Source organism: Desulfatibacillum alkenivorans DSM 16219, from assembly GCF_900142135.1.
Taxonomy (GTDB): Bacteria; Desulfobacterota; Desulfobacteria; order Desulfobacterales; family Desulfatibacillaceae; genus Desulfatibacillum; species Desulfatibacillum alkenivorans.
The window spans coordinates 59,861-81,588 of the sequence record NZ_FQZU01000014.1 but is presented as its reverse complement, the minus strand read 5'-3'; the positions used below and the strand labels follow the sequence as shown (position 1 = coordinate 81,588).

Genomic DNA, 21,728 nt, shown 5'->3' with positions numbered 1-21,728 from the left:
GTTTTTTGAAGGCTTGTTAGCTGTAAGAGGTATTCTGGGAGTGTCATTATATTATTATATGTCACTCCGCATATAAATAATTCCCACCAACCCTATTTATTTATGATGAATGATTGATGGGTCAGTACGCACGACTTCCCTACAACCACGATCATAAAAGTATAACTTACTGCTGATCCTGTTCACAACCATTCATAAAAAACATGGTTATAGCTACCAAATTACAAACCTTCTGAAAAGAGGTATAGGCGTGAAACTACCACAACATATAAAGTGTAGTATTGATGAAGTCACAATTACAAGTACCACAAGGATAAGTGTTGACCACAGACACCTCCGGCTCCCTGGTTATAAATATATTGGGAAGTATAAGAATAACCTGAAGGAAAAAGGTTCCAAGGGGAAGTCAGAATTTGTTTACTCCTATGACTTCATTACTTCTGACAAACGGAAAATAGTAAAAGTCTTCCCTGTTGTTGGTGATGAACATGTGGTCCCGACTTTCACCATCAAATTTTTCTCATCCTACTTTGCCCCGCTTGAATATAAAGAAGTGGTAACTGTCTTGAACCATCTGACGGAATCCTATGGGTTCTGGTGGAGGTTGTCGGAATTTCATTTGGCCTTGGACCTTGTCTTCGGACCAGGGGAAGATCGCCTCCTGTGGGTGGTGGATCATACCAAGGCGGTGAGTAAAATTGACCCTGCGCCATGTGATACCTGCCCTGAAACCTTCCATCATCATTCATTGGACAGCAGATATCGCCTGACCACGTACAACAAGAGCCGGGACCTGTTGTCTAAAAACAAAAAGAACCTGGCCCGTAAACCGGCGAAGAGAAGACTCATTCTAACCAAGGAAGAAGAGGCGTGGGTGCAGAACCACAATATCGTCAGGATGGAAGCAAGGTTTGATAACTCGGAAATGAAAATCGTCCCATCGGTGGAATCCTTAGCGAATTATGACTTCTCCTTCGTACCGCCGGACAAAGAGTTCATCCCCTATTACATTTCCCTCAGGGTGCCAAACTATACCAAATTGGCCCGCCACGGGATCAAACCAGGACATTGTAAAGGAATGTCGCTTGCCGAAATGCGGCGGTTCTTCAGGGAAAAGGGTATCGCCAGCAACCACGGCTACTACCTGAAGGACTCAAGGCTCAATGCGGTCATCAAGGACACACTGGCAGCCTTCCAGTGGTGTTCAAACCCCGAGGACTTTCCCTTAATGACCCCTTCCCTCCGTATGCGTGACCAGCGTGTGCGGTTTGTTTCTAAGAAAGGATGGTGGAAATGAAGCCTACCCCAGAACAAAAAGCGGTTATTGGAAGCAGGGCGCCGGTGGTCAGCCTGTGCGGACCAGGAGGAACAGGCAAAACAGAAACCCTGGCGTTGATACTACATTCAAGAAAAGACCGCTATCCCCGGGTTCTCTTACTAGCATACACAAACAAGGCTGTGGTCAACATGCAGGACAGATTCAAGGGCGGCGCTGCCGGACATGAAAGGGCACGGGTGTCAACATTCCATGCATGGGCCTGGAAACTGCTCAAGAACGCAGATCATGAGGCTCTTGGGTATCAATGTCCTCTAAAATTGACACCGGGCATCAACGCATCAACCATCAAGAACCAAGCCGATGCTGCCGGAATTTCCACCAAGGGAGAACTGGTTTTCCTTCAGAAGGTCTACACCCAACACCTGCGCCGAGGGGTCTCTTTAGCCACTGCCTGCAAACACCTCAAGACTTGCCCTACCCAAAGGAAAATCCTCAACAATGTCCACGCTCACTGTCTCTCTACCGGGCACATAGATTTTGACCACATCCCCTTCCTGTTGCACCGCGCTTGTCAGGACCCAGATTATGCAAAACATCTAACAAAAGTCTTTCCCTGCATCATGGTGGATGAATTTCAGGACCTAACGGCTGTCCAATGGAAGACCCTCAAAATCCTGATAGACCACGGGACTCATTTTGTAGGGGCTGGTGATCCATACCAAACCTTGTTCCGTTTTGCCGGGGCATCTCACAAGCGGTTTCCCGAATTGTGGGCCATGCGTGGTTGCGAAAGTCACATGCTGACCAAGAATCAGCGGCTGTCCAGACAAATCCTTAATCTGTCCAATGAAATCCGGGGGCAAATTCGGCAACACCTACCTGGCTATCCAATTCTTCCACAATCTTCGTCAACCAAAGGTGAGAAACCCATCGTCGTTGTAAACCGCAAACGCCACATGCATGTGCGCGGGGTTATCGACAGAATCCAACATCATATCGCCAACGGTATAACCCTCAAGGACATGGTGGTCCTCGTTCGTCAGGATAAGGATGCCTCGTCCCTTGTTAAATCATTGGACCTGGAACAATGGCCATACATCTCACACCTAAAGAACCATGAACCAACAAAGTCTATCAATATAATACAGGTGGTTCTCAAGATTCATTATGGGACCGCAACCAAAGACGAATGGGCCGCCGTGCTCAAGGCTCTGCCAGGGGTCGGGAAGACTACGACAACGAGAGTCCTCAACCTGGTCAATGAAAACCGATGGACTACGGACAACATTTCCAATGAAGGCAAACGGGTCCGGGATGTATTTCAGAAATTCGCCAACCTGTCTTATGCCATCAACCAGGCCGGGGATGATCTAACCACCGCCCTCAATGCGGTACTCGATTTTGTTCGAACAATGGACAAGATGCCGGACCCATACACCGATCCAACCATCGAGAATTTGTTCAGGAATGCGCGCGCGACCGGGGTTCTCGGGGAAATCCTCAACCTGGATTCCTTCGGCCATTACGTTAATCATGGGGTGCCAGACACCAATGATTTCCTGACCATCGCCAATATCCATCAGTACAAGGGTGGTGAGGCCAAGGTGGTGTTTTTCCTGGCCCCGTTCCCGTCATTTTATAAAACCCACGGCACCTTCAAGAAACAAAACCAGGTCATCGACGAGATGATGGTGCTCGACACGATCATCACCAGGTCGTCAAGATTCCTGTACCTGTTTTTCCCAATGGGTTTCAAATCTTGGCAGAACCTCAAGCCACAGAAGTCCGCAGCCGATTTCATCATGCCCACCCCGCCCGAAACCTACAACCTTTGGACGATTGTTAATCACGAGGAGGAGCAATCATGATACCGATTTTTTTTGAGCTGGTTGAAGAGATGGACCTTGGCCTGAACGAACATATTTTCCGGCAACTCAAAAATCTTCAGGATTCGATTGTGAGGGAGTGTGGAAAATCAAGTGCGCGTGGAGAGCGCGATGTAAAAGGGGGTATGATCAATTGGTTGTTTTTTGACAGGAGTTTCGGTTTGGTAAGATATTTCACATCCATCGACGATTCCTATGGCCCAGTCCCTCCAGTTCAACCTGGCGAGACCGTACCCATAAAATTTGTATTGGAAAACGGGGTGCAAATGTTCGCTGATTTTGATGTGCAGGTTTTGATCCCACCACCCAGGATGGGACCACAATTGGCCAACAAAATGATTTTGATAGGACTGATGAAAAACTGCCTATCCCTGGATCGCCGCATGGAACTCATATTTGGTCCACACCACGATCGGTTGAAGGGAACTGTGTTGGCGGAAGAGACGGAACCGCCCCTTCCGCCGATTTTCGAGCGAATCATCTGATGTCCGTAATCAGGCTCATGCCCCACCCCTAATTTCCTTGAGGACCAGCAACATCTTGCCTACCAGGTCAATGATTTCGTTTTTGAAAATAGACCCTGACGGAAACCGCGTCATTCCGGTCAAAGTGCCGGTTTCCTCATCGAAAAACACCTTGTCGTAACCGTTGTAGCTGTTGATGGTGTTGATGATTTCAAGCGTGCGAGGTGTGATGTCTAATGCGCCCAGGTATTTCATTTGGAGACTGATGGCGGTGGAATTGATGATGATTTTCAATTCGAATGGTTTGCCACCGTATTCCTGATGCGCCGTCAACAAATGATCGTTTTCTTTAACGGTGTCTTCAGCCAGACGATAACCGTTTTCCGTCAACCACAGTTTCACTGCCAGGACCAGATTTTCTATTTTCATTGTCTTCCTCCTTTGGCTGTTTGAAATCTTCCATAAGAAGATAGGATGAAAAACCAAAGGAGGGATAACTCGGACATCGGACATCAGCGTACTCTTGTGGCGCCACAAAAGTACAAGATGCTGATTTATTTGACTTCCTTTTTCTCAAGCACCTGGATCAATTCCTTGTATCGGCCGATCACCTCTTCCATGGATTCCACCAATTGCTCAGCCTCGGATTTCAGGGCAGTCCTGGTTTCATCACGAAGGCTTTTCAGTTTTGTGGTGTCGGAGAGGAAATCCAGCAGGCGGTCATCGGACAACAATCGGGTGGTTCTCTCCAGTTTCGCTTTCACCTGGGGGGCAGACAGTGCCTTCGCTCCTGTCTTTGCAGTTATCTTCTTGATTTCATCCGCCAACTGCCGAGAGGACAGGCCCTTATCCAGCACCTTCTTCACCAAGGATTTCTTCTTGGCCCCGTTGTCGATCTTCGCGAGTTCGGCCTTGTGCGTGTAGGACAAGCCGCTGATGTCGATATTATTCCCTGCAAACCATCTCTCCTGGGCCGCTACTCGGACGGCCACGGACAACCAGGCCGGGGCCACGACCAGGTCCTCCCTCTTACACAGTGCTTGATAACTGGCCGGCTTATGCGGATTCCGGGAAGACGCCTGTTCGACATCTCCACCATAGAATTTGTCAAGAACGTATTCCCCAATTTCGATGGAACCCTTGTACATGGTTTTGTTGGCGATCTCGTTGATGTGGGTCACCGCCTTGTCCACCATGGCCATGTCCACGGGTTCGGATTCCCGTTTGGTAGGGGTGAGGGTGTCAGCGGCTTTGCGGTTTTTCGAGGGTTTGCTATCGGCCATGATCTTCCTCCACGGAAAGGGTTCATTGAGAGATGACGTGTTTCTGTTTCAAATAGTTTGTCTGGTGACGGACGTCAAGAGCGGAACCATTCTTCTATGCGACGAGTGCTCCGAATCTGTGAGGTGGTGATTGATGTTTCTGGTAAAACCGGCGCTACTCTGGTAATCAGGACCCAAGGAGAATGTCTATGTGGCAACCCAAGGAAATCATCGTTCACAGAACCATAGCGGATGATCCTGTGACCCGGCATGTGCTCCGGCAATGCGTAGCATGTAGCCCAAGTAGCTGTGCTACGCTGGTCAAAGGGCCGCAGGAGACGGATGCGGGGCTGAACGGCCGTGATGCGGCCGGATCATGGATTCTTGGATTTCTTACCGCTTGAATCAGGAATCGAATGAACTACACCTTACCAAATTCAATACGCTTTTGATCTCTTGGAAAGACAAAAGCTCTTACAGGAGTATCGGTTTTTCCTTCTTTTCCAACGATTATAAGAATCGGTTCATTACAATAGTAGCGTTTTGATCTGCTTATACTTTCCATCTGTCTTAAATCTGCAATGCTGGGTTCGATTACCTTGGCTGGATGGTAATGCCATTCTCCAACGTAATATGTTCGTTGTTTCTGATCCCATCTCTCAAGAAGAAGTGACCGCAAGCCAGTAATACCCCTCCAAAACCATGTTCTTCCTTGCTGTGAGTCCTTTGGTGGTGGAGTAGCTTCACAAACAACAGCTATTCTGTTTTCATTTGTATAGTAGCCAATTAGAATCCCCCCAATTTCATTATTAATTGACTTTATACATTCACGTTTAATGGAATCCCAAACATTTTTGGTTATTGACATTCCGTAAGCGCCACAATCAGTTCGCCATTCATGATGCATCACTCGCCCTCCATAGAAGATAAGAGCGAACATTCTTTACGAGTTAGTCCAGTAAACATATCATTTGAAAACGATTGTTCAAAAACAACTACTTTGGCATCCGGACGGAATTGCAATAAACATTCCTCAATTACCTTGATACAAGATGTTGCCGAAAGTAGCAAATCATCAAGACGTGCAGGAAACAAGGGTGACCAACAACCAGGTCCTTCTAAGGTTTCACCATTTTCAGCCCAATTGTTTCGCTCCTCATTTAGTATTGGTTCCAAAATACGCCGGAACTCTTCTGAAGGAAATTGATGGCGTATTGCCTTAAAGATAAAAGTGCGTTGCGCCTTATAGCCAACCGATGACGATATGAATAATTTAGGCATCTCCCACCAGACATTTTCCAGAATTTGTATAATTTCATCGCACCCAGTACAATCTAACACTATTTTACGATCCATTAGGAGAGATTCAACTTGATCGGATGATGAAGATAAATAATTGTTTATTGAAACTATTTTGGTGAAAGGATAGGATAATGATAGGCATTCAGCCAAAGCATCAGCTTTGTTTTTTCCTATTACATCACCATAAAGAGTATGGCGTACAAGATTGTGTGCACTGAGGTGCTTGCCGTCTATAAGCATAATATCCTCTACTCCTTCTCTAACTAATAGCTCGGCAATTATTGAACCTAATGCACCACATCCAATGAGGGCAACCTTCGCTTTACACATTGTAGAACCAAAACGTCCTCTCGCTTGCATTCTATCGGGATGCCAATTTTCGGTTTTCAAGTATGCAAATTTATGTTGATCCATAAATGCTTGCCTACGATCGCGCCCCCAAAAATTTTTTTCAGTTGGAAGGTATCCACCCTTGGGTGCTTGTTTTGTCGATTCAAGTCTTGGCAGTCGGATGGCTTGCCAGTAGATTTCACATGCCCCCTCACCACATATTAGCGGCATTGGATAACCGATCAATAGCACAGTTGCCGCCTCCCCTCGGACGAGGGAAGCAATAGACCTCAATGCTTGATCAACATCTATGTCTTGTTGATCTCCTATCTCTCTAAGCTCACCCCAATTCGTTGGAGCTTGCCAGGGAGGAAGAACGATCGGAGCTTTCCACAACCACCAAAATCCAGTCCGCCGATGGCGACTATTTATGCCGTGATTTTCCTCTGAGTATGGTCGAGTTCTTCTTATTGGAATGCCATCCATGGTCTCAAAACTGACAGCCAAGTCCCTATTGTCGTTTTTAAATACCTCATGGAATACAACTATGCCTAAAGAGCCATCGTTGTATGGTGCCCAAAGATGGAAGGTCGCCGAAGATTCATTATGAACTATATGCCGCCGCGAAGAACATGCATAATATGGCGTCTCGAACGGATCGCCATCTTGCATTAAAGAGTTTGTGGCCGCACAGCCTAACCAAGTGATTGCTCGTGATAAATGCCATCGAAACCTTTCCTCATAATTCCCTATCGGGTCTTTCCCTCCTGCTATTCTCCCGAGCCCCTGGACAGGACTAACAAGGCAAAGCTTACCGTCCCTCCAAGGTTGTTTTTCATTACCAAATGAGTTGAGGTCTTGATGGGGAAAGGTAACGTCAATCCCGTTAGCCTTGGACGGATACACCCAAATGTCTCCAAAAGGATAGCTATCCTCTATTAAAGCGAACCATTCTGTTGTTTGAGGAACAATGTCTGAAGATGCTCCGATTTGCAGGCGAAGTGCGAAACCCCAAAAAGAAGCTCCCTTGAACTGCTTTAAAAATGGCTCATCGAAAAATTCGACACCGGGAATGGCTTGAGCATTGTGCGCACCAACACGAATAGTCTCGGGCATTTTTATTTCAGTCAAGATACTCTCCAGTTGTAGCAAATCTTCCACCTCCTGGAGCAGCAGCAGCGGCTGGCGTGGTATAACCCGCCTTTGCTTTTCCTCCATTATCTGGAGGTGCGGGGAATTTAGAACCCAGTAATTTACGCCACAGGTTGCCACTTTCATTGCGGTCCTGTGAGTCGTAGGCCCGTCTGGCGATTTTTGCTCCTTCTTCGGCCTGATTGTAGAAAATGTTAAAATCTTCAGAGCTTAGGCGACCAAGAACATCATGGCCCGGGACGCCATAATCAGGGAGTATCGGTTTACTGTTCGTGATAGAATAGGCCATGTAATTTGAAACAATAGATTCAAGGGTGGTCACAATGCCGTTTGCAACGGAGGTTATGCCATCTGGACAACAGTCACCGATAATTCGTTCAAGAGGAAAACCTTTGGGGTGCTTGGCCTCATCGTAGTTTTCAATCTTCCACCATTTTAAGGCTTTTACCACATTGACAAAATGATAATTGGTGGATGCGTTTTTGTCTCTGGTCCACTGGATTTGCATGAGAGGGTGTGTATCTTCCCAATTCCCGGCTTCACGATTGGGGATGCGAAGGGCACTTAGTTTCCATTCACTCTCTGATTTGGCTTTTGCCAACAACTCCTGTGCATTCTCAACCAACCACCTACTATCCGACGAAAGCCAAGAAGGATGCAAACGCCAGTCCTTGGCTTCAGCAATATCAGTTTCTGAAGTGACAGATTCCGATTGAAGCGCTCCTATTTCAGCTTCGGAAGGAGCAGAAGTTATCACCAAGTCTAAATCCACATATGACAAGGAAATACCAAATGATCGTCCTTGTCTCTGCCATTTATCTTTATAGTATTTATCAAGAAATGGTACAAAGATATCCATTGCAGCATCAGGAGTGTATTCTTCCTCATGCAATTTCGTAACAACAATTATATCTACGTCAGATCGTTTCTCGCCCTTTGGCCGAACAGCGGTTGCTCTGCGATAGCTTCCTTGTAGGAAATCACTTATGTAAACATCCTTAAGCTCCTGGAAATCTTTTAGTCTCGACCGCAATGTTGTGTGGCCTGTTTTTAATTCAGACCGCTGGTTTTCTGTTGGCCTAATTGCTGTGAGAAAAGATTTAAAATCAGTTGGCAGTTCCACTTTTATCCTCCATGATCTGGGTTTACGTCTTTGGGTACGAGAATGCTCGGTGAATAGGTACAGTGTCTTTCAAACCCGAAGTCGTATTCATAAAGTTGCAAGCGGCCCAATGCATTTCGGTACTGACCCAAAAAAAACATGAAAGCATTTGGCGTACTACCGAATACGTGAATTACATCCGATGCCTTGGACCTTAAATTCCGCAACAGCTCAACAACCTCGTCAACAACTTGCAAAACGTGATCTGCACCTTTGAGGCTATCACCACCAGGACCGCCTTTAGGTTGAATGTTAACAATCTTGCTTATTTTTATCCCGGTATTTTGGAAATATGATTCTACATCACCCAATATACCATGCGTAAACGAAAACGATACTGCGATTTCACCATCGTCTTCATATTTTATTTCGGTTAGGACAACTGTTGGTGCTTCGAATGCGGAGTTTCCGTCTGGTTTCCATGTTTCCATTCGAGGTTTTTGAACAGGAAAGACCTGACTGCCGGAGTTTCTGCTCATTTCATATCCTGCCAAAAAGGCGAATGATCCATGACATTCAAGTAATAGTCGATGATCCTTTGATCGCAGAGCCTTTGTCAATTCTCTATCAGACAGGAATGACAATATCCGTGAAGTCGAAATTCTCCATGATCTATCATCAATTGGGTGTCGGCCTTCAAAAAGATCGCTTACGCAAATGAATTTATCAGTTTCCTCTTCGATGTTCTCTGCAAAGCGAATGAAACTTCTGATGCCGATTACTTTGTCATTCCGTGTTGGGCTATCCTTTAGGTCAATGAGTTCCTCACGACGGCACATTTCAAAGAATGTCTTCCTGTCGAAAGAGTTTGGTCCATCCATCAGAAACTTTTGAACTAGACTCTCATATGGGCATGCCGCATGATCGGCAGGAGGAATGCGTAGACCAGCACGTGCCAATCTATCATTCACCCATTCCTTTAAATCTTGCCGGCCAAAATAGTTAAGATGAAAACGTAATGTTTTCGTAAAGGATTTAAAAGCCTCCGTGTCAAGATCAAGATGTTTGCGCCATTGTTCACGGATTTTGCCTAAATCACTTCTCGGGCCGAGCGTGAAAAATGATTGTGGTAATGCACCATCAGACTCTCTGATGGATTTTGCCAAAAGATCATCATCTCTCCACTGCCAATTTGAAACCAAATGCAATCTGAATGAACCATCTGTAGCGATTAGCTTTTTGTAAGCGTTGTGGAATCGCTGAAGAAGTGAAGATTTCGCCTTGGTAAACGCAGGGTCAACAATAGCGTCTGAACTATAGGCATGACTGTTGTCGACATGATATTTGAGCTGATAGTAGTCAGCCATACATTGCCATCCGCCGGCATTTATCCCGTCCGAACCATAGAACACCGCTACGTCGTCAACTCCGTCTGCTTCATCATGTTCTATGGTTACCCGAATAACCAGCGATTCTGGTATCATCAGCTTTGCGGCCTGTTGCCAAAAGAAGAGACCCTGGACGACATCGCCTTCTGTCCGAGCACCTACTTGTTTTTGAGCCATAATCTTCTCCGCAAACCATTCACTTCATCGACACCCGACAGCTAAACCCTACTCTCCTCATACGTCACCGCAAAGATCGTGTCCGCCAGCCACTTCTTGAAGCCCGGGTTGTCGCTGAACTGCTTGAACAGTTCCGTGTGGTCGGCGAGCATGCCGATGACCACCTTTTGCAGGGCGCGGTCATGCTCAAGCCGGGCGGCTGCACGGTCCGAGTTTTTCATGGCGTTCCGCTCCCTTCATTTCAAAGCCAGCGCCTTCATGGCTGCGGTTTGAGGATCGGAGTAGAAAACCGGATCGACGGTTTCCATGATGTCGCCCGAGACCTCCAGGAAATTTCGCTTGTTCTCCAGGGGGATCAACGCGCGCCTTGCTCCGTTTTCCATGGCCATTTGGAGCGGTTCGACCAGGGATTGCACTGCCTTGATATTACCCTGGATGCTCAGGTCGCCGAGGATCACGAGTCCGGGCATGGCTTGGGCTTTCTTGATGGCCGAATAGATTGCGACAATAAAGGCTACGCCCGCCTCGCAAATTATCTTGTTGCCGAGCAGGTCGATAGCTTCGACATGAAAGTCCGTCGTGTCGAACACGCTTGCGATTCCCATGGGAACCTTGTGTCCTTGAAGAAAAGCGAATGCGCGTTGAGCGGATTCCTTCATATGGCTTTGCAACCCGCCGGCCAGTTTGAGTTTGCCGGTGCCCGAGGATACGCCGGTCTCGATGCGATATAGGCCCACCTTGCCCTCGGGATTCACGGACGCAGTATACAGGCAGCCCGGCGCTAACGGGTCCGTGGATATGAGGTTGCGGCCGCCTTCCTCTGGCACACCGACGTAAGTTTCCTCGGTTGTTTCTTTGTCCCGATAGGAAAACGAGGTCTGGTGGTATTCGAAGGCCCCGATCTTCTTCAACTGCTCCTTGACACGGCGCCGACATTCCAGTGCAAGACCAAGAAGCTCCGACAATTCGTCCTTGGTCACATCGCCTTCCGGATAAATGAGCTTGACCAACCCCGACACTGATTTTCTGACGGCCTTCACATCCCTGGCGTTCAGGTGATCCCCAAAGGAAAAATACTTGTCCACCAACTCGGTGTGGTTATGTCGGCGAAGAACGCGCATGGCTTCGGCGAGGTAATCCACCACGAATCCGTAATGGTCGGTGAAAAATTCCATGCGCATTTTCGGCACCTCCCACCCGGGAAGGTATCCATGGATACGGTCCAGAAAAGCGAGGTCGTCTCGAATCACATCCGGCATGGGCATGAACAGATGAGATGACCGGACCATGACCTCAACCGGCTGGTTGGTATTGCCGAACATGGCAATCGAGGCTTGGCCGCTCAGGGATTCCTTGCCACGCGCAAAGGAACCGGATTCGCAGTAGGTTTTGAGTGTGGTCACCACTTCCTTGGGCATTTTTTGCAGGTCGGCCACTTCATCAAAACCGATGGCGTCCCAAAGACCGACCAAGCCCATTTTACCGGATGCCATGTTGTAGAAAAGATTTGCCACGGTGGTGGGACCGGTGAGCAGAATGGCGTAAGGGCTCAATTCCTGGTAGGCGAAAGATTTGCCAGTGCCTCTCGGTCCAAGTTCAACGAGGTTGTAATTACCTTCGCACAGGGGCACCAGCCTCAGAAGAAACAGCAATTTAAGACGTCGATCAAACTGAGATGGCTCCAGTCCCACACTGCGGACAAGAAGGTCCACCCATTCATCGGAGGTGAACCTGGCCCTGGCCTGGCGGTATTCATCCAGTTCAAAATGGGCCAACTGGATCGGCGTGATCTGCTCCACCCAAAAGGGACTACGCCTCCCTTTCATCTCCTCGTCGTACTCATGGCGGATTTCCACCTGAGCCCATACCCCACCCATGAGAAGGCGGTCGAACTCGCGGACGAATCGGTCCGGGACATGGAGGTACTTGTTCCCGAAATTGACCAGTTCAGCCCAGTATTTGTCATCCTGCGCCAGGTAGCGGACCTTGATTTTGTCGATGAAGGTGTGGCGTCCCTTTTCCTTGACCAGCGCCTGGGCCTTGTTGGCTTCCTCGGGGCGGCAGAAATTTTCAGCCAGGGTGTTGTTCACCACGCGCATGCCGGCGTCGATGGCCGCCGGATCATCGGTGGCGCAATACTTGCCCAACAAATATTCCAACACGAACACGGGAACATTGGCGCCGACCTTGATTTTCCGCACCAAATCCTTGCGGACCACCTTCCCCGCGAAAACGTCCGTCACCTTCCGGTCAAGAGCATCGTCCATAATCAAATCCCCAATTTTACAGGCACATCGGCCATGGTCGCCAATTCAAGTTGTGTATGGCAGTCCACTATCTGAATCGTCACCTTCTCGATGCCGGAATCTTCGGACAGCATGAAGGTGAGGGCGTTCGGTTCGTTCACACGCATGGTGATTTCACGGGAGCCCTCTTCATAACCGTAGGCTGCCATGGCGCAGAACCCGACCTCCTTTTTATTCGAAAGAACTGCGGCTCGAACCCGGACGTTTTCAGACTCGAAAAGGCCATGGGTTTCCAGCGTAGCGGTCATGGAAAAGAAACGGTTGGTGATTGCCGATTTTCCAAATTCCAGTTTCAACGTGACACCGGATGTTGCACCGACGCTCGCGGCACCTTTCCCATTCAACACGGCGACGGGAATGACCATCTCCTGAAGGGAGACGCCTCCATGGAAGTACCCGCCAACACCGCCTTTTACCTTGAAGCAGGACAGCCCGCGCGGAAATGCCATTTCCAGGTCGCCGCCGTATTCCAGTTCACTTGCTGAAACCCGGACGTATCCATTGGCGTCCGCTCCTCCCTTACCGATCCATGCGCGAGGGTGAAGCTCGACAACTGTTCCGCCGGGAGAATCCATGAACATGCCAGGGTCCACCCTATCGGCGAACAGGTAACCATGATCTGCCGTGATGACGAAATGCTCAATTCCCGCCTTCGCAAGAATCCTGATGGAGCGGCGCAACTGTTCCAGCATGTCGTCCATGAATCGGCGGGTTTCGGCGTAGTCGTCGCCGTCCTCGCCCAGTCGGTCGATTTCCTGGGAGGTCACGATGACCAGGTCGGCCTCCTTCAAATCTTTTTTCCTTTTGGCCCCCAGCCTCAGGACATCGGCCAGTTTCAATGCCATCACCTTGCCCGGAATCTTTTGCTGCGCATATTCAAGCCGGCTCTTGCGATCCTTTAGGAGGTGGCCCGCTATGCCCACGCACATTCCGGACTTGACCGCCTCCAGTTCCATTCCCAGTTCGGCGCCCGGCATGAGCGCCGCCATTCCCACCGGCGTGATGGAGGGCAGGCTACAGATTGCCGGTTCAAGAGCCACGTCGAAATCCTTGTCCATGCCTTCGAGCAGTTCGGCGGCCATTTCGTAGCGAAGCGCGTCCACCAGGAAATACACCGTTTTTTTCTTTTTGGTCATGGCCGGAGCGACACGATCATGGAACACGCGAGATTGGGATAGCACTCCTTCGATTTCGAGGCCGGCCTTTCGGAAACGGTCCACAAAGGCGCGGTTCAGTTCATCGGCAAAATCAGAATACATTCTCCTGACCTTGGCCGTCAGCTTTTCGAGCCGATCCTCCTCCATGTCATCGGGATCGAGATTAAGGAGGCGGCTTTCCCAATGCCGATGCAGGCGGTCGATCATCATCCAGGGTTCCGAAAACAAAGCATAGGCTCGCACCATTTCCGACACCGAGTAATCATGAGCCTTGATTTGCTTGCGCACCTTTGCGGCTTCGATCATGAAACGCGCGGCGAGTTCCAGAGCGGACCATTTCAAGAGCAGTTCCGGCAATTCCCGGGGCCAAAACGTGTTCTTTCGAAGCTGAGTTATGCGCATCGCCTCGTCGAGTCGACCTTCCAAAAGGCAATCCTGCACAAACCGGACGAGCAGGTTTTCGATGCAGGGAAACGTCCGAGCCGTTTCCACATCTTCGGGATTCAAGGGCAACTGGGAAATGCCGGCGGCGTGCTCAAGGTCCAGGGCCGCCTCGACATATCCCTCGCGAAAGTCCACACGATTGCGCCATGTCTCACAAAGATGTTTCAGCGCATCCATTTGCACGGGATTTTCAGGGAGGGCGACGGTGTCCAGCGTGGAGGGCCGAGCGGTTTCGGATATGGATGCAGTGAATTCCGCCAGTAAAATGACTCGGCGCAGTTCCCGGCGCGCATCCTCCGGGGATGTCGCGTCACCAAAATCAAGACCCAGCTCGGATTTCACCAGGCTCCGTAATTCGCCGAGCGCCTTTTTCCGGGAAATCTGTTCATCCTTGTCCGGTCCGGAAGCGAATTCAATAATGGATTCCAAAGGCGATGCCGCGCCGAACACGAGCTTGAGTGCGCCCGAGGTGATGCTCCCCACCTCTTCGGATATCCGGTCCAAATCCTCCAGGGTGAGCAATCCTTCCTCCACTTGCCTGGCCAGGTGGCCCGCCTTTTCCGGCGCCTTTTCCAGGAAAAAGGACTCTGCCTGAACGCGCAGGCGGCTGTTGCGGTCCGCAGTTTCGGCTCCCGGTTCCACCACCACGCCGGCGGTTTCCGCCTCCACCAGGGCAAAGGAGGTTTGTCCTCGCTCCATGGGAACGTAGACCACCACGTTCGGCGCCACGCCGCACCCGTCCTTGGGTTTTTGCTCCGAATTCACGAATTCAAGGTAGGATTCCAGTTCATGGCGCAGGCGAAAAAAGGAGTCCGCATATTGGAGGACAGCGGTTTCCGGCAGGTCCAGGTTTTGAATCAACCCCGCATAGGCTTTCTCCGGATCATACCAGACAACAATCCCACGGTCCTTGACTTGGCGGGCGATCATGCTTCGAATGCGGTCGGATAGTTTGGCCATCCCTGAATCCTCAGTTTGGAGCAAGTGATTCCAACATAGTGAGCCAGCAGTTAAATTTCGGGCACTTTTGGCGTATGGCATCCAACCCTAACTCAAGAACCGCCAGGGCTCCACCGGTCACTTTGTCATAACGTAAATTATGCGCCTCAAATATCCGAATGATCCGTTTGGATGGAGCGGTAATAGGACTATCATTGATGTCTTCCGGGTTTTCAAAACCGGCCGTGTCTTGGACAAGAGCGGTCATCGCGTCTTCTTCACCTGGATATGCAGTGAGCAATGAGTTGGGATCACTCAGAATGAGGGTTTCATATTCATGCAGGAACAAGAACGGGAGAAAGCGTGAATCATTTATGTCCTGAGCCCAAGCATTTTCTACGGCCAATGCTTTTTCCAAGGGAGTAGCTCCTATTGGAAGAGGTGCGTCTGGAGCCGGGAAGTCACTTGGCCTCCCGTAATAATCTATCAAGGTTGTGATAATGTAATTATCCCCCTGCCTATGTAACAACCTTCTCAAATCCTTCCTTATAGGGCCATATTTATTGACTCCACCACGTGAAGTGCGATCTTTGCGAACGCTGTTTGCCACTAGTATCGGTTTATGCCATGGGATTCCCAAAGTGCTCAAATGCGGTCCAATAATCTCGTTAACAAATTCCCGCTCCGAGGGACCTTCCACATAAAAAACAATCGACTTGCTCATGGCTGGCCTCCCATCACGTTTTTTCTCCAGACCTCTCCAAGCGTGTAGTCTTCCAGCCAGACTTGCAGTTCTTCCATTGTTGGCCTGCGGAAATCGCTCGCTCCATCCTGTAATTCGCAGACGATGACATCTTCCGGTTCAAAATTGTCCACGAGGCTCGCTGATTGGGTTGCCAACAGAACCTGACACTTGGCCGAAACCGACCGGATCATGCCCGCCAGCAGGGCCTCAGCTTCGGGATGCAACCCTAATTCCGGCTCGTCGACGATGACCATGTCGGGCAAGTCTTCGGGAGGTTGCAGGAACAAAGTGGTCAAGGCCATGAGGCGCAAGCTACCGTCAGAAAGCTGGTGCGGTCCAAAGATGTATTCCGGGTCAGTCCCTCTCCATTGAAGCAAAATATGATCACCTTCGGGCTCCAGAACAAAATCCTGGAAGCTGGGAATCATCCGGCGTAACTGTAATATAATTCGTCTATAAAAATCCGATTTGTCTCTTTGCAGTCTGAATAATATTGCCGACAGATTGCCGCCATCCGAACGGAGGTAGCGGTTGTCATCAAGATGCGTCGCCTTGCGTAATCTGGATTCCAACGAGGTGTCGTGGAATTGATAGACCCGTTTTCTCATCAATTGACTCAAAATGGCCCTTGCTGTTCGTAACTCGTTGGCATTCAAAGGCGGGCTGGTGGCTTTGGGCAGATTGCTTTCCTTGCTCCCCGGATCAAGCTCGCATTCAATAGGATGTGGGTGTCCTTCCGCCTGGAAGAAAACCTTTTCCTCGGAAAAAATGAGGCTATCCCTTGCAGCGGGAACCAGAGTGAAGCAATAACGGTTTATTCCCGTCTCAACTTGGAACTCCAACTCGGCGTGAATTCGGTGGGTCATCTTGGAGCCCAGATGGAGAAAGCTGTTTGCAAAACCTCGTGTCGAAACATAGGTCTGCATACCCTCGGTCATTGCGTAGTTCAGCAATTGAAAAAAACTGACGAAGTTGGATTTTCCGGCTCCGTTCGGACCGATAAGTACATTGATCGGCCCCAATTCCAAACAATCCAAGTTTCGGATGGATTTGAAGCCCTCAATACTGATGCTCTTTAATATATCCATGACTCCCCTCTCTCATGCCAACCCATGGGCGATGGCGAAGGATTTGTTGGTTTCGCACTTTTCTTTCACGCGATCGGGCCAGTGGTCCATGGCTTGGTGCGCCCAGTCGAATTTGCCTTCCTCCAGTTCCTTCCATGCCTTTTTCGTGTCCGGCCAGGAGGGCAGAAGCTCCCAAAGGGGCGCGGCGTTGATGAGCACGCCGTCGTCTATGCGCGGGGTGTAGCCCCTCTGGATCACAGCGTTCAGGCGTTTGGAAAATTCCTGCACGTCGTCCAGGATGTCGGAAAGTTTTGAGGCTTCCTTTTCAAGGTCCCGTTTTACCGCGCCCGCGCTTTGGTCGGCCTTTTCCTTGAGGTCTTTGACCTGGCCCTCCAGCCAACGGATTTTCGGGTCCGCGAATTCGGAGCGCACCTTGAACAGGGTGTCCGGGGTGAAGCGCTCCTGAAAGACCCATACCGTGAATTTGCGTTTGGGGGATTGCAGGGGCCAGTAGATGGGCCGCTTGCGGTACAATTGGAAGTGGTGGCGCCAGAAGGAGACCTCCGGTTTTCCGGTGAAGCGGTCCAGGAAATTTCGCAGCAGGTCCTCGGGGTCGCCGTCCGAGTCGGCGGCGTTTCGGATCAAGGCATGGGAGATGTCCGATCCACGCATAAGCTCCAGGCATTTGAGGGTCCGCGCCGTAATGTCCTGCTGGTGGCCTTGGTCAGACGGCATGACTCCGTCCTCGTCCACCAGGGCGCGGATGGCCGCCACGGTTGCCTCGTCAAAATCCCCACGGCCCAGGCCCTCGGGTTGGCCGATGGCGTACCGGCCCAGAACCGTTCCTAAAGCGTAGCTGATCCAGGCGCGCGCGAGTTGCGGCTCGGTCCAGGCGCTTTCGGCAGCCTCGTCCTCCTCGTCACCATTGTCAGAGTCCTCGCCTTCCTCGTCCACATCGGCGGTGGCCGTGCCCTCCAACTCAGCCTTCAGGGCAAGGCGGTCCTCCTCGGTCAGGCCGTAAAGGCGGGTCACTTCCCTGTCGATTTCCTCCTCGATCTCCCGCAGCCGGGCGTGGCGATTATCCACCTGCTCGATGGACAAAGGGGGAAGGGTAAAATCATAGGTGATTTCGCTTTCAACGCTGGTTTGCCTCGCAAGATCAACTGCCCTTTCAACCAATGAATCCAGAGTGGCCGAAGACTGATCTGGAATGGGCAGACGCTCTATATCTCCCACTTGATAATGAATGGTGGGATTCAGAGCACTCAAAAGATATTTGGCCACGGTTGAATTGAAAACGGACAAAACCTCATACAATTGGGAGTCCTTCGGGAAACAGGTCATCCCGGACACATCATGAACAAAGCCTCCGGGTGACAGCCTCCCCGCGAAGCCTTTGGAACTTACATCGCTCCAAGTAACACCTTTAAGGAAATAATAACCTGTGTTTTGCGGGCGTGACAGAACCTTTCCTTTTTCATTTGTAAAATTTCTGATTTCAACACCGTCATCTTTCCAGTTTACAATGTGCTCTTGATTTCCGTACCAATGAATCGGTGCCCCTCCCTTCATATAAGGAAACCACTTTTTACCTGTAATCTTGCTGTCAGCGCAGGTCGATGCATTTCTGACTAAATTGGAGAGTGCAAGTTCCCACCACTTTCGGAGAAAACGGCTGTTATCAGCAGTAGCAAGACCTTGCCTGGGGGGGGCGGTATTCCCCAAAAGATCAAGATTAAGAAATAGCTGAAGTATAGTCGGTGGCACCCAATACACCCACGGCTTACCCGGAACCGCATCGAAATCCTCCATGTGAGAGGTGAAGACCAGGGGATGGGGTTGTCCGGCCTTCAACGCGGCAAGGCCGTTTTCAAAGGCGAGGCGTTTCCCTTCCGAATCCTTTTCCCGCACCAGCCGGAAAAACGTGCCCTGGTGTTCCAGGCGTTTGGCCGTCTCTGTTTCCTTTCGCAACACATGGGCGGCTGTCTGCAAGGTGCCGGGATTGCCTACGGCAAACAATCCGCCGCCAAAATGAGCAAGGGTTTCCACGCAAACATTATCCCGGAGAGTTTCCCGCATGTTCTCGTAACTACTGATGAACATGAAGGAATGCATGGTGAGCATGCCCACGAAACCCTTGGGGCGCGCAAGCTCCTGGCACCGAAGTATGAACGCGGCATAGAGGTCAGCCTTGCCCTCGGGATATTGATCCTTGAGCATATCGGCCAACCTTTTGTTCATTTTTCGGCCGGAAAGGTACGGCGGATTGGTGGCCACCACGTCATAGCGATCCGAGACCAGGCTCAAAAGCCTCAGCCCCTTTGCTGTTTCCGATGCAAAGTGATTCGGCTCCTGTTCGCCTTCCCGGGATTCCTGTACAAAAAGGTCGAGGTGTCGGAGAATATGGACCTCAAGAATTTCAAAAAACTCCTGAACTCCAGCCTCGGTTGTGAACTGGTCCTGTGTCACCCCGGGAAAGGCCAGCCCCAATTGCTTTTGGGCGTCCACCTTTTTCCGTTCTTCGGCAATGTGGTGTTCCAAGATTCTTTCCAGACGAAGGAGGCTACCCAATTGCTCTGAATCCTTCAGGCTGGCGGCCATGGCGCGAAGGATGCGTTCGTAAATGGGGTGGCTGAATTGGGTCTTGGAAATGAAGTCGTCCAATCGCCCTCCGGTCACGGCCTCCACGTTGGCGCAGACCAGATTCCGGTCGGTGAAATCACTTTGTTTGTTCAGGGTGCGGGCTTTCAGAAGGAGCGTGAGCGCGGACAGCTGGACCGCCCGCAGGTCGATGTCAATGCCGTGAATGTTGTTGCTGATGATGCTGGCGGGTATGGTCTCTTCGGAATCCACACTTGGTTTTTCCGGCCACCCTGGTTGCCCGGCCTTTTCTAGTTCCTCCCGGTGCATCTCCACAAGAAGGTCAAAGGCAAACAGACCAAAATGCATGGACCCGCAACTGGGGTCCAGGAAGGTGATTTCCCTGACCAGTTTCAATTCGCGCTTGGTTTCAGAAAAAGGAACCAAATAATCCATATGGTTCTTGAGGCGGGAATCCGGATGCATTTCCATCCAGAGACGCCCCAACGTATTTTCCACCAGAAACTTCACCACCCACTTGAGAGTGAAGAGTTGCGTCACTGAAGGGATGTCTTTTGCCTCGAACTTGGTTTTCGAAAGACGCGCGGCAGTGAAGGCCGCCTGCAATTCTTCGGAGTTGAATGCCTGATACACCCACCCCACGGTTTCCTCGTTCCCGGCCTGCCATGCCTCGGCCAGTTCCGGCGGGTTCATGGATTCCACGATCTGCTTCAACACGGCCGGTCGGGGAAAAAGGCGGGAGGAAAGGGTCTCTGGATCAAAGAGCACGGACACATCCTTGGCCAGTTGACCGCATTGCCAGAGGATGAATTGCCGGTACGCCTGGTCGCTGGGTCCTTCGCCCATGGCGTTTTTGGGGAGGGCGCCCTGTTCATGGAGGGCATACATGTCCTCGTTGCCGTCCGACGTGAGCCAGAAAATGAAGGCGTTGGATTTTTCCAGCTTGCCCACCGTGGACTTGATGATTTTGCGTTCCTCCATCATGCGCAGGGCCACGATGCGGTTGAGCCAGGTGAAGGCGGTTTCCCGAACCAACTTTTCACGAGCCTCCCTTCCCGAAACGCCGGCTGCCTTTTCTTCCCCGGCATGGGCCTCCAGCCGACTGCGGGTCACGACCGCTTCCTCGATCTGGTCCAGGGCCGGATACTTGCCCGGGTCCGCGAAATCGCCGTTGGGTAGCCAACCATAAATGCCCTCCAACTGCCGGCTGGCTTCGGTTTCCAACATCTCGCGGGCTTCCAGGGTGAACCGCTGTATCTGGGCAATCAGGGAATCGTTCATCTATTTCATGACCTCATGGTTTGCCGGGCAAGGCGTTGCTCCTCTTCCCGGTCAAGCTGCTCTTCCAGTTTCTTCAAGGTGGCGGTGAAAATTTCCGACGCGGCGGACACCACGTTTTTCGCCGTGGCCACCCGGGTGTTGGCCCAGGCGTAGTTGATGGCGCGCAGGCCATGGCCGTCCTGTTCTTCGGGCGGGTCCGCGTTTTCATCGGGCCGGTCCGCACGGTGGGCGATCTGGTTGCGGCGGGTGATGATCTCGCCGATGTGCCGCTTGATTTCATTGTCCGGATTGCCGGTCTTGGCCGCAACCTGGTCCCAGAATTTTTTTACCGTGAGAATCTTGGCAATCCGTTCAATGGAAGAAGGATCGTACAGAGTGCCCCGTTCAAAATTCTTCAGGATGATCTGCTGCAACCGAAGGTCCGGGTCTTCCCATCCTTCGAGGGACAGATAGTCGTCCAGGGACAAGGTGATCTTACGCAACGACTCATCCGCTCCGCGTTTTCTGGCCCGCACGATGGTGAGAACGTTTTCGCGCAAGGCATCCCAGAAAAAGGATTCTAGGGACGTGCAGCCGACAACCACGGCCTGGCGCAGCAGGAAATTCGTGCCGTCTGGAACCAGGAGACTTTGCGGTATGGGTGCGGTGGCCTTGGCCACCATGACCACCCGGTCGTTTTTTGCATGCCGCAGGACCGTTTGCTCCGGCACATCAAGGCAGCTGCACACGGCCAGGCGCAGGTGCTCGTCCACCTGGCCTTCCTGCAAACCACGAAACAATTCATGGAGTTGCAGGAGGTGTTCAGCTACTGAAAAATTTTGAATAGCCAGGTCATAGGCTCGCATA

Annotated in this window: 16 protein-coding genes; 3 read left to right on the top strand and 13 right to left on the bottom strand. The window is 50.8% G+C overall.

Annotated elements, in window-relative coordinates; translation table 11 throughout:
- Positions 1–250: 250 nt before the first annotated feature.
- Genes BUE18_RS12925 through BUE18_RS12915 form a run of 3 tightly spaced genes read left to right on the top strand, consistent with a single transcriptional unit; the run spans position 251 to position 3,650 of the window.
- Positions 251–1,297: a hypothetical protein gene (locus tag BUE18_RS12925; protein WP_073476342.1), complete on the top strand. Its 1,047-nt coding sequence runs from the start codon at positions 251–253 to the stop codon at positions 1,295–1,297.
- Positions 1,294–3,147 carry an ATP-dependent helicase gene (locus BUE18_RS12920; RefSeq protein ID WP_073476340.1) on the top strand — a complete coding sequence of 618 codons (1,854 nt, stop codon included), beginning with the start codon at positions 1,294–1,296 and terminating at the stop codon, positions 3,145–3,147. Before BUE18_RS12925 ends, BUE18_RS12920 begins: the two co-directional genes overlap by 4 nt.
- Complete coding sequence (locus tag BUE18_RS12915; protein ID WP_073476338.1) at positions 3,144–3,650, top strand: hypothetical protein; 507 nt, start codon at positions 3,144–3,146, stop codon at positions 3,648–3,650. Before BUE18_RS12920 ends, BUE18_RS12915 begins: the two co-directional genes overlap by 4 nt.
- A gap of 15 nt (positions 3,651–3,665) precedes the next feature.
- Here the strand turns inward: BUE18_RS12915 and BUE18_RS12910 are convergent, their stop codons facing one another.
- From BUE18_RS12910 to BUE18_RS12845, 13 genes are all read right to left on the bottom strand, one after another.
- Positions 3,666–4,058 (bottom strand): hypothetical protein, encoded by a 393-nt coding sequence (locus BUE18_RS12910; RefSeq protein ID WP_073476337.1) that lies wholly within the window; start codon positions 4,056–4,058, stop codon positions 3,666–3,668.
- Positions 4,059–4,183: 125 nt separating this feature from the next.
- Positions 4,184–4,912 (bottom strand): hypothetical protein, encoded by a 729-nt coding sequence (locus BUE18_RS12905; protein WP_073476335.1) that lies wholly within the window; start codon positions 4,910–4,912, stop codon positions 4,184–4,186.
- 400 nt (positions 4,913–5,312) lie between these two features.
- A complete protein-coding gene (locus tag BUE18_RS12895) occupies positions 5,313–5,798 on the bottom strand; it encodes a Mov34/MPN/PAD-1 family protein (protein WP_073476332.1) in 486 nt (161 codons plus the stop codon).
- On the bottom strand, positions 5,798–7,654 hold the full coding sequence (locus tag BUE18_RS12890; RefSeq protein ID WP_170868354.1) for a ThiF family adenylyltransferase: 1,857 nt from the start codon (positions 7,652–7,654) through the stop codon (positions 5,798–5,800). Before BUE18_RS12890 ends, BUE18_RS12895 begins: the two co-directional genes overlap by 1 nt.
- Positions 7,647–8,798 (bottom strand): SMODS domain-containing nucleotidyltransferase, encoded by a 1,152-nt coding sequence (locus BUE18_RS12885; protein ID WP_073476329.1) that lies wholly within the window; start codon positions 8,796–8,798, stop codon positions 7,647–7,649. Before BUE18_RS12885 ends, BUE18_RS12890 begins: the two co-directional genes overlap by 8 nt.
- A gap of 2 nt (positions 8,799–8,800) precedes the next feature.
- On the bottom strand, positions 8,801–10,342 hold the full coding sequence (locus tag BUE18_RS12880) for an SAVED domain-containing protein (RefSeq protein WP_073476327.1): 1,542 nt from the start codon (positions 10,340–10,342) through the stop codon (positions 8,801–8,803).
- A 41-nt stretch (positions 10,343–10,383) separates the two neighbouring features.
- Entirely contained in the window at positions 10,384–10,563 is a 180-nt protein-coding gene (locus BUE18_RS12875; RefSeq protein WP_211482808.1) for a hypothetical protein, read from the bottom strand.
- Between the two features lie 15 nt (positions 10,564–10,578).
- Complete coding sequence (gene brxL / locus BUE18_RS12870) at positions 10,579–12,609, bottom strand: protease Lon-related BREX system protein BrxL (RefSeq protein WP_073476326.1); 2,031 nt, start codon at positions 12,607–12,609, stop codon at positions 10,579–10,581.
- A gap of 2 nt (positions 12,610–12,611) precedes the next feature.
- Complete coding sequence (locus BUE18_RS12865) at positions 12,612–15,290, bottom strand: PglZ domain-containing protein (RefSeq protein ID WP_083610988.1); 2,679 nt, start codon at positions 15,288–15,290, stop codon at positions 12,612–12,614.
- On the bottom strand, positions 15,220–15,912 hold the full coding sequence (locus BUE18_RS12860; RefSeq protein ID WP_073476322.1) for a DUF4276 family protein: 693 nt from the start codon (positions 15,910–15,912) through the stop codon (positions 15,220–15,222). Before BUE18_RS12860 ends, BUE18_RS12865 begins: the two co-directional genes overlap by 71 nt.
- Entirely contained in the window at positions 15,909–17,021 is a 1,113-nt protein-coding gene (locus tag BUE18_RS12855; RefSeq protein WP_083610987.1) for an AAA family ATPase, read from the bottom strand. Before BUE18_RS12855 ends, BUE18_RS12860 begins: the two co-directional genes overlap by 4 nt.
- A gap of 12 nt (positions 17,022–17,033) precedes the next feature.
- Positions 17,034–20,882: a BREX-1 system adenine-specific DNA-methyltransferase PglX gene (pglX, locus tag BUE18_RS12850; RefSeq protein ID WP_073476320.1), complete on the bottom strand. Its 3,849-nt coding sequence runs from the start codon at positions 20,880–20,882 to the stop codon at positions 17,034–17,036.
- 5 nt (positions 20,883–20,887) lie between these two features.
- Positions 20,888–21,727, bottom strand: a complete 840-nt coding sequence (locus BUE18_RS12845) for a HEPN domain-containing protein (RefSeq protein WP_073476318.1) — start codon at positions 21,725–21,727, stop codon at positions 20,888–20,890.
- Position 21,728: the final 1 nt, after the last annotated feature.